The 12,755-nt window shown below is 50.8% G+C and carries 12 protein-coding genes; 10 read left to right on the top strand and 2 right to left on the bottom strand.

Annotated features, from left to right (window positions below):
• Nucleotides 1-4 precede the first annotated feature (4 nt).
• Nucleotides 5-835 (bottom strand): YciI family protein, encoded by an 831-nt coding sequence (locus tag PHACT_RS08355; protein ID WP_070116785.1) that lies wholly within the window; start codon nucleotides 833-835, stop codon nucleotides 5-7.
• A gap of 79 nt (nucleotides 836-914) precedes the next feature.
• Nucleotides 915-2,216, bottom strand: a complete 1,302-nt coding sequence (locus PHACT_RS08360; RefSeq protein ID WP_070116789.1) for an RNA polymerase sigma factor — start codon at nucleotides 2,214-2,216, stop codon at nucleotides 915-917.
• Between the two features lie 41 nt (nucleotides 2,217-2,257).
• Here PHACT_RS08360 and PHACT_RS08365 point away from each other — a divergent pair, with 41 nt between their 5' ends.
• The 10 genes from PHACT_RS08365 to PHACT_RS08405 all read left to right on the top strand — a co-directional run bounded on the left by PHACT_RS08365 (nucleotide 2,258) and on the right by PHACT_RS08405 (nucleotide 12,729).
• Complete coding sequence (locus PHACT_RS08365) at nucleotides 2,258-3,295, top strand: glycosyltransferase family protein (RefSeq protein ID WP_070116792.1); 1,038 nt, start codon at nucleotides 2,258-2,260, stop codon at nucleotides 3,293-3,295.
• 454 nt (nucleotides 3,296-3,749) lie between these two features.
• Nucleotides 3,750-4,298 (top strand): ATP-dependent Clp protease proteolytic subunit, encoded by a 549-nt coding sequence (locus PHACT_RS08370; protein WP_070116793.1) that lies wholly within the window; start codon nucleotides 3,750-3,752, stop codon nucleotides 4,296-4,298.
• Between the two features lie 232 nt (nucleotides 4,299-4,530).
• Complete coding sequence (locus PHACT_RS16200) at nucleotides 4,531-5,115, top strand: hypothetical protein (protein ID WP_139141483.1); 585 nt, start codon at nucleotides 4,531-4,533, stop codon at nucleotides 5,113-5,115.
• A gap of 144 nt (nucleotides 5,116-5,259) precedes the next feature.
• Nucleotides 5,260-6,060, top strand: coding sequence for a hypothetical protein (locus PHACT_RS16205; RefSeq protein WP_139141484.1), 801 nt, complete (start codon nucleotides 5,260-5,262; stop codon nucleotides 6,058-6,060).
• Nucleotides 6,061-6,154: 94 nt separating this feature from the next.
• Nucleotides 6,155-6,871: a ZIP family metal transporter gene (locus PHACT_RS08375; RefSeq protein ID WP_070116795.1), complete on the top strand. Its 717-nt coding sequence runs from the start codon at nucleotides 6,155-6,157 to the stop codon at nucleotides 6,869-6,871.
• 90 nt (nucleotides 6,872-6,961) lie between these two features.
• Complete coding sequence (locus PHACT_RS08380) at nucleotides 6,962-8,221, top strand: serine hydrolase domain-containing protein (protein ID WP_070116797.1); 1,260 nt, start codon at nucleotides 6,962-6,964, stop codon at nucleotides 8,219-8,221.
• 246 nt (nucleotides 8,222-8,467) lie between these two features.
• The gene (locus tag PHACT_RS08385; RefSeq protein ID WP_083264455.1) at nucleotides 8,468-9,415 is read left to right on the top strand and encodes an alpha/beta hydrolase; all 948 of its coding nucleotides are present in this window, start codon (nucleotides 8,468-8,470) and stop codon (nucleotides 9,413-9,415) included.
• Between the two features lie 133 nt (nucleotides 9,416-9,548).
• Nucleotides 9,549-10,187, top strand: a complete 639-nt coding sequence (locus tag PHACT_RS08390) for a LysE family translocator (RefSeq protein WP_070116801.1) — start codon at nucleotides 9,549-9,551, stop codon at nucleotides 10,185-10,187.
• A 657-nt stretch (nucleotides 10,188-10,844) separates the two neighbouring features.
• Nucleotides 10,845-11,930 carry a serine hydrolase domain-containing protein gene (locus PHACT_RS08400; protein WP_070116805.1) on the top strand — a complete coding sequence of 362 codons (1,086 nt, stop codon included), beginning with the start codon at nucleotides 10,845-10,847 and terminating at the stop codon, nucleotides 11,928-11,930.
• A gap of 28 nt (nucleotides 11,931-11,958) precedes the next feature.
• Nucleotides 11,959-12,729, top strand: a complete 771-nt coding sequence (locus tag PHACT_RS08405; RefSeq protein WP_070116807.1) for a CPBP family intramembrane glutamic endopeptidase — start codon at nucleotides 11,959-11,961, stop codon at nucleotides 12,727-12,729.
• The last annotated feature ends 26 nt before the right edge of the window (nucleotides 12,730-12,755 follow it).

The following is a 12,755-nucleotide window of genomic DNA, read 5'->3' on the forward strand; positions in this document are numbered from 1 at the left end:
CCGATCATGCATCGGGGCTGCCCGCGTTGATCATCCAGTGAATGCCGTATTTGTCTGTCAGCATGCCAAAGCCTTTGGCCCAGAAGGTTTCGGCAAAGGGCATGGTGGCTGAGCCACCGGCCGCCAGGTCATCAAACACCTGTCTGGCAATGGCGACATCATCATAGTGCAGTTGCACCGAAGCACCTGCGGGTTTTTCATACATGCCCGGCGGTGCATCGGCGCCCATCAGCAGACGGCCACCCAGATTCACCGTGGCATGCAGGATTTTGTCCTGCAGAGCAGCGTCGACCTGATCTTTCATCGGTGAATCGGCATAGGCCAGCATGAAGGTGACCTCACCTGACAACACCTCGGCATAAAACGCCATGGCTTCGCGGCAATCACCATTAAACGATAAATGCGTGGAGATGCTGGTGGGCTGACGCGCCAGACGCCGCTGCGCGCGTTTGTGTTTTTCGATGCCCTCGCCTTCAACAAAATCTTCCATCTCGAACAGCACACGCAGTTCCAGGGTCACGTTGCCGTCGCTGTCCATGCGCGGCCACTTTTTGGCCCAGGTAATGGCCTCATCCATTGACGCCACGTTGATCATGGTAAACCCGGCCAGCAGTTCCCTGGTTTCCGCGAAAGGCCCATCAATCACCGTAGGCTCACCGTCTTTAAATTGCACTCGTGCGCCGGTTGAAGTGGGTTTCAGACCGGTGCCGTCAATCAGAATGCCAGCGTTCAACATCTGTTCATTGTAATCGGCCATCGCCTGCAACATGTCGTCTGAGGGCATGACACCATTCTCGGTGTCGGTATCGGCCTTGCGCATTATCATTACTTTCATAATTGTGCTCTCTGCTATAAGTCTGTGTAGTTTCTGTACGCAGTAGTCGTGTAGGCACGGCGGTAATCGACACAGGGCATCAAACTTTTTTTGCGATGCCAGTCAGGGCCGCCAGCCGCGCCTGCAAAAACGCCCGTTCCGGTGCCTGCTCGGTCAGGGCCAGCGCCTTTTCATAAGCGTCACGGGCCGCAGCACCGTTGCCCATGCGGCGATAGAAGTCAGCGCGCGCGGCATGCAGCAGATGATAATTCTGCAGCCGACCGGCGCTGGCCAGTTCATCCACCAGCTGCAGGCCGGCTTCGGGGCCGTCAACCATGGCCACCGCCACTGCCCGGTTCAGGGCGATGACCGGCGAGGGCGACAATCGGTACAGGGCGTCATACAGACCTACAATCTGGCGCCAGTCGGTATCCTGATAACTGGCGGCCTGCGCATGCAACGCAGCTATCGCCGCCTGCAATGTGTAAATACCTGCTGGCCCCTGCGTCAACGCACGGTTCAGGCATTGCACACCCTCGGCTATCTGGGCATGGTTCCAGCGCTGACGATCCTGCTCCTCCAACGTGATCAGGCGACCGGTGTCATCCTGCCGCGCAGCCCGGCGGGAATCCTGCAACAGCAGCAACGCCAGCAAGCCGGTGATGTCAGCGCGTTGCGACGGGTTGGGCGCCTCTGTTTGCGAAAATGTCTGCAACATCGACTGTAATAGCGCTTGCAACAAACGGGTCAGGCGTATGGCTTCCGCCGCCAGGTCGACGTTGACGATCACATCACCCTGACTGCTGGAATAGGCCTCGTTGAACATCAGGTAGATCACCTGCAATACCGCGTTCAGCCGTGCGGGCAGCGCCTCGGCATCCGGGACTTCATAGGGAATACCGGCATCGCGGATCTTGCGTTTGGCACGCACAATGCGCTGCGCCACGGTTGACGGCTGCTGCAGCAGACCACGCGCCACCTGCTCCGTGGTCAGACCACACATCTCGCGCAGGGTCATGGCCAGCTGGGTTTCCGTCGCCAGGGCAGGATGGCAACAGGTGAAAATCAGACGCAGACGGTCGTCTTCAATGCCGGGAGCATCGTAGTCAAGCTCAGCGGCTTCGTCTTCCGGCTCTTCCTGATCCGCCAGCAGCGGTGCATAACGCCGGGCGGTCTGATTACGCCGTATCTGGTCAATGGCGCGAAAACGGCCGGTGCTGATCAGCCAGGCGGTGGGATTGGCGGGCACACCGTCCTGCGCCCACTGCTGCAGCGCCAGAGCAAAAGCCTCATGCATGGCTTCTTCCGCCAGCTCAAACTCGCCCAGTAGCCGGATCAGCGTCGCCAGTATGCGACGGGAGTGATTCTGATAAAGTGTATCCAGCTCGCTGGCTACCGACATGGCCCCTTCCCTGCTTTGCTTGCCGTAGATCACTGCCTATAATGCCCGAATCCGATGCCAACGAACATGACCCCGTGACCATAGATAACAACCTCAACACACCTGAACCCCGTGACCCGGCAGGCGCGCCCCGCGACTGGCCGCTGCACTTTCTGGTGTTCTCGTTCAACCGCGGCGAGTTTCTGGCCCACTGCATCAACAGCATTCAGCGCTGCGCGCCCGGCTGTGCCGTCACCGTCCATGATGACAACAGCAGCGATGCCCACACACAGCAAGTCCTGGCCGAACTGGTCAAAGCCGATAACGGCATTGCCGTGGTGCAACCGCCTGCCGACAACGGCGACAGCAAACACGGCGGCCTGTACGGCAACATGCAACGCGCCTGCGCCGCCGTCGACGACAACACCCTGATCTGCACCCTGCAGGACGACATGCAACTGGTGCGCCCCCTGCGCCGCGCCGATCTCGACCAGTGGCTGGCGCTATACAATCAACAGGACAGCAACCAGCAGCACCACGGCTTCCTGCAGCCCGCCTTTCTCAAAAGCCTGGGCGCAAAGGTCAGCACTGACGATGTCAGCTATGAAAGCAACAAACAAGTGTACCTGATCAACCGGCAGAAACGCAGTGCCGGCGCCTGGTACTCTGATGTGTTCATGATCCAGGCAAAGCTGTTGCGGCAGCACAACTGGCAGTTCGCCACCCGAGAATCCGGCAACGAACAACAAGCACGGCAGCATTTTGAACAAATGGGTTACTTACGCAATCCTTTTGTGGCCTGGCTGCCCGGCGCCCCCGCCTGGCGCGGAAAACGCCGCACGCTGGCGATGAAGCTGGCCGAACACAATCGCCACTGTGGTTTTTATCCGTTCAGTATTATGAGCGATGAGCAAAGTAATGCTTTTTGTGCCCGCGATGCCGGGCAATTGCCTATTGCGGAAGAATGGCTGTCACTTCAAGCTAACCACGGGGAGCCTTCTCTGGCCAAGCCCTGGTTCTATTATCCCCTGCAGGATCAGCGCGCCCTGAAACTGGCCAACCGGCTGGAGTTGCAGCTGGGCAAGTTAGTCGGTCGCTGATCAGGCATATCGAATCCTGACGGTTTCTGTGTTGTACGTCTCAAAATCGACGCAATTGAGCCCTAATTCGACCCATGGCGTATTGCCTCATGCGTTCTGATCTGGTTCTATTGAGGTCAGCCTCTCCCTTGATCGAAGTTAAAACTCTGGGCGGCGCACCTATGTGGACGAGCCTGCAGGGCGGTAGCGTGTCTGGATACCGGGACTGCACGGATAACATACCTGCGACGACATAGCATGCATGCACACATATCAAGATATGCGACGGCACGCTGAACGAGCGTTTCCGCGCGGCCAGCAAACGACTGGTCGGAGTATCAGGGAGTTAGGATGATTTTTTCAGATCATGCTGTATTGACATATCGTGCAGTGAAACCTGCTAATCGTGCGTGCGCACGATACAAATTTTATGAAAGCTGAATTGTGCAATCATTTAGAACGAGAGAATTAGCTAATGAGCCTACATCTCATACATTTTATGCGAAGCATCAATGCAGAGTCCTTAGCAGTATTGCAAAATGCAGCGCTATCCGCGGTTAGAAGTGGAGCCACCGCAATCCATATCCATATCTCTAGTGATGGAGGAGCCAATGATCACGGATTTGCCGCCTATCATTTTCTACGCTCCCTACCCGTTCCAGTCACAACGCATTGCATTGGAAACGTGGAGTCGATGGCAGTCATTATGTACCTTGCAGGAACACACAGAATTATTGTTCCACACGGCAAAATCAAAATTCATCCTATGCATTGGGGTTTTGCTAACGGAACCATCGATCATGACCGCCTAGCTGAGTTCGTGTCTAGTTTAGATTTCGACGCAGTCCGATATGCGGCGATCTTTAAGGAGCGAACTCAGGGTTCTACCAAGACTGTTAAAGTGAAATCCCATCTTGCCGGAAAAGCTAGAATATTAGGCGCAGAGTCTGCTTTAGATAACGGAATTTCCACCGTCATTGGCGAAGCAAAAATTCCACCGGAAGCAGTCATCTGGTGGGTATAGCTCTCATTCATGTAATTATTCGGCGATTCCGAGATGTAAATGTTTCATAACAAGCGCTTCCAGACTGTCGTCAAAACCTACGCGTTGTTGTGTTACTCGCTGGGCTCGAACAATAACACAAAACACTCCGGCTTCGGCGCAGCTGAAGCGAGCGTTAGGCTTCTTTAGCCATCAACCCTAGAGCAGTTGTTGGCCATGTGTAAATGCTCTGTAAAACTTAGAGGATTTGAAAATGTTTAGAGCGTTCGCAGTTTTATTATTAGTTTTATTACTTTCAGGGTGTGAAACACTCGGTGGTGCATGGGTGAAGAAATCGTCGATAGCTTTTGTCAAAGATTCGGGTGGAAGTCTATCAATTTGGAATGCCGAAATGTCCGCTGCGGTCGCTTACAATTCTGGGCAAATCTGCATGCAAAGGGCTTTGGCAGTCAAAACAATTGACGCTAAAACCTCTTTGAAAGTGTCAGAGGCTATGCTTGCGTTATCTGAAACAGCTAGAGCAGCCGCAGCTAGTGGCAGCTCCGCGGACTTAGTATCAGTAACCAGCTCCTTAACAGAAACAGCGCAACTTTTAACGACTAGCACTGAACGTACAACATTTCTTGATTTAGGTATGTTCTACACATGCCAAATATCGGCAAACGGTGGGCTTACCGATACTCAAACAGCTGAACTTATAAGGGTGATATCAATTTCAGGTGCAGCAATAGGTGGGCCTAATTCAGATCAGGTTATAAAAGACGCAAACAGCAAAACAATAACTCCTGGTGATAATACGTCTACACCAAAGTCAGCAGTACTCACAGCGAAACAATAATGCCTAACAAAAGCTGCACTCGGACACATATTACTACGCTCGTTTTTGTGTATGTCGCACTGCTCCATTTTCACACAAAAACGATCCCTGCAATATGTGCTAGCGTGCTTGGCGTTAGGCTGTCAATTATATCTAGGTAACAGAATGAAGGTACCACTTAAACATTTAGCTAAACCAGCTCTTTTCGTATCATTCGTATGCTTGACAATAATTCCAGCATTTTTAATTTCTGATAGATATGGTATTTCATACAGTTCGGAAGTTGAGACTATCACCGCTAGCGTGAGTACAGAGTGTGAAAATGTTGATAATCTTGAATTTTTCGTAACAACAGAAGAAGGTTTCGATGATAGTAGAGTCCAAGTAGCCATTAACTTAAAGGATGGTAATTCATATATATCGCATGATTGTGAAAAAGTTGTTATCGCTTTAGGTAAAAACTCTCCCAGCAGGGTTGTATTAACTGATTACTTTAGCGAAGAGATTCTATTAGATAACGTAATAAAGGAAGATGGAGATGAAAATTATTCCTTGACCCTCAATTATGAAGAAACTCCAATTCTAGCCGGTATTGTTTTTAGTTACGATGATTCAATAGATCGGTCGGGCATAGCAAACTATGCAATTAGAGGGCGGTTTCGTATCTCAGATCATAACGTCACGCCAGAAGTAAGTGAGGTGCAATCAAAAGTATTCTTCTCATTGCCGTATATATTCTCTCCCAATGGTCATTTTCCACAATCTACCAGTCAAACAGTTGATAGCAATTTCGATCATATTAAATATAACTTTCCCAGCGACACAGAAACAATTATTGTTAAGTGGACGGATCAAGACAGACAAGACCGAAGTGTTCTTGAGATGCTACTCTTATCCGCTCTATTTGGTGTAGGAATTTCAGGGCTAATTGAATTTGCATTAAGCCGTTTGAAAGCCAAAATCTAGCCTAACAAGGCGCTTCTGTCGGACAATTTTTCCGCTGCGGGCCAAAATTTCCGCAGAGCGAAACATTATGCACTAAAAATCGTCGTAAACTGTTATGAATGAATTAGCCCAAATCGTGTTATTAACCCTAATCGCAGGATGTGCCATGCCACTTGGTGCGTCGATTGCTTCGGTTGAGCGAATCAGTCCGCGTTGGTTAGAAACCGAAGTTCGCCATGGCGTTATTGCTTTTGGTGGTGGTGCACTTTTATCCGCAGTCGCGCTGGTTCTTGTTCCTCAGGGCGTGAATAATTTGTCTTCGGTTCTTGTTGCGGCTTGTTTCTCTGGCGGAGGCATCGTATTCATGGCGTTTGATATCCGTTTGGTTGCAAACAACACACCGTTTAGCCAACTAACAGCGATGTTGTCCGATTTTGTACCGGAGGCCTTAGCACTGGGTGCCACTTTTACTTTTTCTAAAGATGCCGGGCTTCTTCTGGCAGGAATAATAGCGCTCCAGAATTTGCCTGAAGGTTTTAACGCATATAGAGAAATCAAAGTTTCCAGCGGTTATGGCTCGCTGAAAATTATAGGTGCGTTTACGCTAATGGCATTGTTGGGCCCCGTTGCAGGGACAATTGGTTACTTTGTACTGTCAGGTTATCCGCAAATTGTTTCCGGAATCATGTTATTTGCGGCAGGTGGTATCCTGTATATGATTTTTCAAGACATTGCACCACAGTCCAGGCTGAAGAATCACTGGGCGCCTCCATTAGGCGCTGTTGCAGGTTTTTTGCTTGGTGTATTAGGCCACATCTCGCTTGGTGCATAACAAACCGCTGCTGCCGGACCCATTTCCCGCCGCGCTCCAGATTCGCCGCAGAGCGCGGCGTTATGTGTTTTATATAGAGGATGATTCGAAATGTTTTATTTAAAGCTTACCATTGGCTCTATCCTGGCTGTGGCTTGTTGGATGGGCATGGTATTTTTTAGCGCGTTCTATGGGTGGTGGATGCAGCCTATAGCCTCCCCTGGAAACTCAGAACAGTTCTTCGAATATGCAAGCAATCGCCTGGAAGTCGAGAATCCCGGGAACTCAGCTTTTGTTCTAATCGAAAATGGGCACATTACTGGTGAGTATTACTCGTCTGGTTCTGACCAGATAAACAGGGATACAGCGTTTTCAACTGCCTCAATGAGCAAATGGTTTACAGCCTTTGGCGTTATGAAACTAGTTGAGAATGGTGAGCTAGATTTGGACAAACCTATTTCAGAATACCTTTCTCGCTGGGAGCTCCCCCCCGGTCAATTCGACAACAATCAAGTCACCGTTCGTGGATTGCTCAGTCATACCGCGGGATTCAACGATGGGCTCGGTTTTGGTGACTATGAAGCTGATGAAGAATTGCCCACGCTGGAAGAGTCTCTAACGAATCCTCGCGCGTCATCCGACAGAGATATAAGCATTGCGGTGTCTTACGCACCGGGCTCGGAATGGCGGTACTCTGGTGGCGGCTACCTTCTGCTGGAACTGGTGGTCGAGGAAGTTACAGGGCAATCGTTTGAAGATTATATGAGAGAGTCAGTGTTTGGCCCGCTCGAGATGAACCGTTCAGGATATGGCTATATTGGCAACTACGAGAATAACGCAGGGTCATATGGCCGTAATGGAGAAAAGGCTCCCGCGTATCAGTACGCATCGAAAGCAGCCACGGCATTCGTAACCTCCATTTCCGATTTATCAAAGTTTGTCATGTCTCAGGTTTCATCTTCGCAAAATTCGAATACTCTCAGCGTCGATACGATTGAAAAAATGCGCGAACCGCATGGCAGAACATCGGGATTCGATATATGGGGATTGGGTACTATCTTATACTCACCAACTGAAAGTGGAGATTTCGTTTTTGGTCACGACGGAGCGAATGACCCGGCAATAAATACAACTGCCCGAATTAATCCAGATACCAGTGATGCGATAGTGATATTGGAGACAGGCCATCCATCATTGGCGACGAATATTGCGTCAGAATGGGTGTTATGGCAAACAGGATATCCAGATGTACTTGATAATGACGCAGTTATCGCAAGTATGTATTTGCCTGCCTTGATTGGAACATTCGCTATTTTTCTTCTCTTTTCATACCTGGGCTTTAGGCATTATTCCAAACGACGTGCTGCATAACCTGCACAGGATGGACTGAGATATATTCAGCACATAAAAATCAGTTCAAAAAGGGCAGTAGCGATACTGTTGTCTATTGGTAAGGGCGTTAGCGGACATGAAGATACGAAACGCAACGTTGCCTGATGAGCCTGGCATGGGAATCCCGTCTGAGTACCATTATAGCAAACGGTACAAAAAAGTATAAGACTGCCTTCTTTTGGGGCGGCGCCTTATAATTTCGCCACCCAACTGCTGAGGAGCGAGATGATGAGTATCCATGCGATCCCCATGAACGGACTGTTTGACGCCGAATACTTTGACATAAAGTCGAACATTGTGAATGACACATTCAGAATATTTGTTGGCAAGCCCAGCGGTATGCGGACTGAGTCGTTCTATCCGGCTATTTTTTCTCTTGACGGCAATGCCTCCTTTGCATCCTTGCTGAGCACTCAGCGGATGCTGACAATGGGTGGAGAAGTTCCTGAGGCAATAGTCGTGGGCATTGGTTATCCCGGTGAGACATTAGGGGAAGCAATGGCAAGCCGTAATAGAGACTACGCACCAAGCGAGCCTGGTGAATCAGAGATTCGGGCGCTGGGGGCCGCGTCAAAGCCCGGGTCAGAGGAATTTTTGCGCTTCATCAGGGAAGAACTCAAGCCGCTTCTGATTGAGCACTATCCGATCAAAGTGAGTGATTCTACGTTGATTGGGGTTTCATTGGGGGGGCTGTTCGGTGTTTGGACACTGCTGACCGCACCTGATACGTTTAACCGATACATTGTTGCCAGCCCTGCGATCTGGTGGCGAAATCAACAGGTTTGGCAATGGGAAGAAGCCTATGCCAGCCGGCACAACGACCTTGACGCCGTTGTTTTTATGGGCGCCGGTGCTTTGGAAGTAACCGAGCATTTGCGAGCGGATGCGCTCTCAATTGCCGATAAGAACCCTATGCTCAAGGATCACGTTAACTCAATGGTAAATTGGAACGATGAGCACGGCTGGCCTGAAGTCGCTAAGCTGGTACCCGCACTTGTTTCGAAATTGACGGCCCGTGACTATCCAAGCCTGTGCATAGATCACAAGATAATGTCGGACGAGAATCACATGTCAGCCCCACCTGGGCTGAGTTCACGGGGTCTCAGATATGTCTTTGGAGAAAGACTTGCGGATAACAAATCGTTGAATGCTGACACCGCAGGCGCACATTAGCAGAGCATTACTCATGCTAGGTCAGGAGATGAGAACTACTCTAGGCAGAACAGAACTATTGCGGTTTTTCCGGAAGGGCGCTGCTGAAACCTGAACATAATTTTGGAGATGGACATGCTAGTACACTTTTGCAATGTTTGAGTACACCCTGGTTCACTGGCTGACATTTTTTACAGCGGCAATTCTTCTCAACTTATCCCCCGGCCCGGATATCGCGTTCATCCTGGGACAGACCTTGCGCAATGGACGACGACATGGCTTCGCTGCGATGCTGGGCGTATGGACCGGTGCTGGGTTGCATGTAGTATTGGCAGCGCTGGGCCTTTCCGCAATCCTTGCGACGTCTGCTTTGGCATTTTCTGTCGTTAAGTGGATTGGCGCTGCGTATCTGGTCTGGCTCGGTATAAAAATGTTACTGTCGCGTGGCGACTCTTTTATAGCCAACAAGAACGCCAGCAATCAACGGATGCGGTCGATCTATCTGCAGGGAATTCTGGTGTCTGCTCTTAATCCGAAAGTAGCCATATTCTTCCTGGCTTTCTTGCCGCAGTTTGTCGTGGCAGGCGCCGGCCCTGTGAGTGCGCAGTTGTTCTTGCATGGAACTCTGATCATTGTTGTGGCCGCTTTCATAGAACCACCCGTGGTATTGGCGGGTTCACAGTTAGGGGCATTCTTGTGGGAGAATCGGCGAGTTGGCTTATGGATGGACCGAGGCCTTGGTGCTCTGTTTGTTGCCTTGGGCGCGCGCCTTGCTGCGAGCACAGGAGAGTAGCAGAATGATACCGATTGAGACCGTGGCGATATTTCTAACTGCCTCTGTCGCGTTGGCGCTTGCGCCAGATCCCGACAATATATTTGTGTTGGCGAAGCTGAATCAACATCTCCCCTGCTAAGGCAATGGCTCCCGCAAATGGATGAAGTTTGGATATCAATAATCAGATTGTCTGCTGACGAAGTCGGATAATAACCAGGGTGGAAGCGTACAACTTAATGTATGGACAATATTATAAATAAACTGACAGCTTACACATTTGCATTGAGAGATGCTCTAGAGCGTACAAATGAAGCAAATGAACGGCCTAAAATCGCTCGGCATATGGCCGCGTCAGCGGAAATGTATGCACTTTTGCATATGCATAAAACCTGCGACGCAATCGCTCACGTTGTAACGGCAGAGAACCGAAGTCACGGTTTGTCATATCTATCCGGTGACCACGGGACAAGGGTCGCAAAAAAATGGCTGGAGTTTGTCGATGCGACAGGACTCGAGCCAGCAAATACATAGCAAAGCGTGACAATCGCGACAGGCGTCTTGTCGGCCGTAGTAGTGGGCGTCATCGAGGGCTTTAAGATCGGGAGCAGAGTCGGATGGCAGTGGTCCACGGCTGCTTCGGAGCGGACGTCAAGCGAAACAGAGAGGATAACCCTGATGCAAAAGCAGGACCGAGTAAAGCGGATTCTTGGAATTGGCATGCCCATCCTGGCACTTGTTATCACTATCAGTATCGCCCCAATGGACCTGGTGCCACCATGGATCGCGCCATTGCCAGATACGGTACAGGAGCAGGTCGACGACGCAATTGAGTATGGCCTGGATGGCATCATTGTTTATGTTGATCAGGCCGAGACAGCCCCACAGTTCTACGCGGCCGGCTGGAAGAACAAAAACACTAAAGAGCCGACAGACCCAAACGCACTATTCAGAATTGGCAGCATCAGTAAACTGTATATCGCCGCTGCTGTTGCCAAACTGGTCAATAACGGGAGTCTGTCGCTGGATGACACTCTTGCTGACTATCTGCCTGCATTGGCTGGAAGGATTGCATACGCTGATCAGATTACCCTGCGAATGCTGGTGCAGCACCGCAGTGGCATTGCAAATTTCACAGATGATGAAGACTGGGATTGGTTTACTTCACAGACAGACATCAACAAGGCTCTGGAACTGGTTCTGGATGACCCGGCGGATTTTGCGCCGGACGCGCGCTACAGTTACTCCAATACTAACTATCTGCTGATTGCCCGTATCCTGGATAACGAGCTGGGATACAGTCATCATCAATATATTGCTGATGAAATACTGTCTCCTCTTGGCCTAACCAATACTTACGGTCTGCTCAGCCAGGTGGAATACGCCGATGTTGTCAGTGGGTACTGGTATGAATTTGATGATGACCTGAGGCGGCTTGACTATGTCATCCCGGGTGGTTCGATGATTGCTACCGCACAGGACGTCGGGATATTCCTCAGAGCATTGAATAATGGCTCGTTACTCAGTGACGACGAGCTGGCAATCTACGCCTCCATCTACGAATTCGAACATACCGGCTGGATACCCGGGTACTACAGTATTGCCCGTTATCATAGGAACCTTGATACGGTAGTCGTGCAGTTTGTCAGTACAACCGGCGGGGACACCTGGGGCATGGCGAATGTAGTCGGCGGTAAGGCCACAGGGATCTCTGATATTATCTACAGCCGCATTGGCAGGATTCTGGAGAACTCCTCAGAATAGGCAGTCAGAAACCCAGGGAGACCCGATTGTGAACACCCGCATCGCTATAAGCATCGCCGTATACGGCCTGTGGATTGTGGTAACGCTTTTGGGGGCGAAGCTGTTGCTCGGCGGAGAACAGGTTCCTCTCGATGAAATGGTCAAGAACGGCATCGGCTGGCAGTTCGTGGCCGCTGTTGTATTGCTTGCGGTAGCCATCTATGTATTTAAGTGGCATGACCTGCATTTCAATCGGGCCCACTCAGTCGTTCGGGTCATGTGGTTCCCCGCACTCTGGTTAGGCCTGATTTCGATGATGTTGTTTATCGTCGGATTACCCGCAGGGTGGATGCTTGTTTTCATCGTGCTTAACACGTTGCTGGTTGGCATTTCCGAGGAGGTGATGTTCCGGGGCGTATTGTTTCGTGCGTTACTGACACGCTATCAGGTCTGGGCTGCCATTATCGTCAGCTCGATATTGTTCGGCGCGGTGCACATTCTCAATGTCATCAACACCGGTGACCTGGGCGGGGCCTTAATGCAGTCGATCCCCGCCGGTATGAGCGGCATCCTGTTCGTCGCTATCGTCATTCGCACCGGGTCGATCTGGCCGGCAATCATCTATCACGCTCTGTGGGACTGCGTCCTGTTCATGATTCTCACTGGAAGCCAGACGAGCGGCGCTGAAGCGAGTCCTGATGCGCTTCAGGGACTCGGTTCGTTCACTACGTTCTTGCCTGTTGTTATGGGATTGCCCAACTTCATCTGCGGACTCATTCTTCTACGCAAGGTGCGCAATGCAAACTACCCGATTCGTTGACGGCATCACCATGCGGTCTGCACTGT

The sequence above is a fragment of the Pseudohongiella acticola genome (assembly GCF_001758195.1).
GTDB lineage: Bacteria > Pseudomonadota > Gammaproteobacteria > Pseudomonadales > Pseudohongiellaceae > Pseudohongiella > Pseudohongiella acticola.

Bases quoted from the DNA above. Each gene is read 5' to 3' on its own strand.
- PHACT_RS08355 (WP_070116785.1), bottom strand. From the start codon at position 835: ATGAAAGTAATGATAATGCGCAAGGCCGATACCGACACCGAGAATGGT.
- PHACT_RS08360 (WP_070116789.1), bottom strand. From the start codon at position 2,216: ATGTCGGTAGCCAGCGAGCTGGATACACTTTATCAGAATCACTCCCGT.
- PHACT_RS08365 (WP_070116792.1), top strand. From the start codon at position 2,258: ATGCCCGAATCCGATGCCAACGAACATGACCCCGTGACCATAGATAAC.
- PHACT_RS08370 (WP_070116793.1), top strand. From the start codon at position 3,750: ATGAGCCTACATCTCATACATTTTATGCGAAGCATCAATGCAGAGTCC.
- PHACT_RS16200 (WP_139141483.1), top strand. From the start codon at position 4,531: ATGTTTAGAGCGTTCGCAGTTTTATTATTAGTTTTATTACTTTCAGGG.
- PHACT_RS16205 (WP_139141484.1), top strand. From the start codon at position 5,260: ATGAAGGTACCACTTAAACATTTAGCTAAACCAGCTCTTTTCGTATCA.
- PHACT_RS08375 (WP_070116795.1), top strand. From the start codon at position 6,155: ATGAATGAATTAGCCCAAATCGTGTTATTAACCCTAATCGCAGGATGT.
- PHACT_RS08380 (WP_070116797.1), top strand. From the start codon at position 6,962: ATGTTTTATTTAAAGCTTACCATTGGCTCTATCCTGGCTGTGGCTTGT.
- PHACT_RS08385 (WP_083264455.1), top strand. From the start codon at position 8,468: ATGATGAGTATCCATGCGATCCCCATGAACGGACTGTTTGACGCCGAA.
- PHACT_RS08390 (WP_070116801.1), top strand. From the start codon at position 9,549: ATGTTTGAGTACACCCTGGTTCACTGGCTGACATTTTTTACAGCGGCA.
- PHACT_RS08400 (WP_070116805.1), top strand. From the start codon at position 10,845: ATGCAAAAGCAGGACCGAGTAAAGCGGATTCTTGGAATTGGCATGCCC.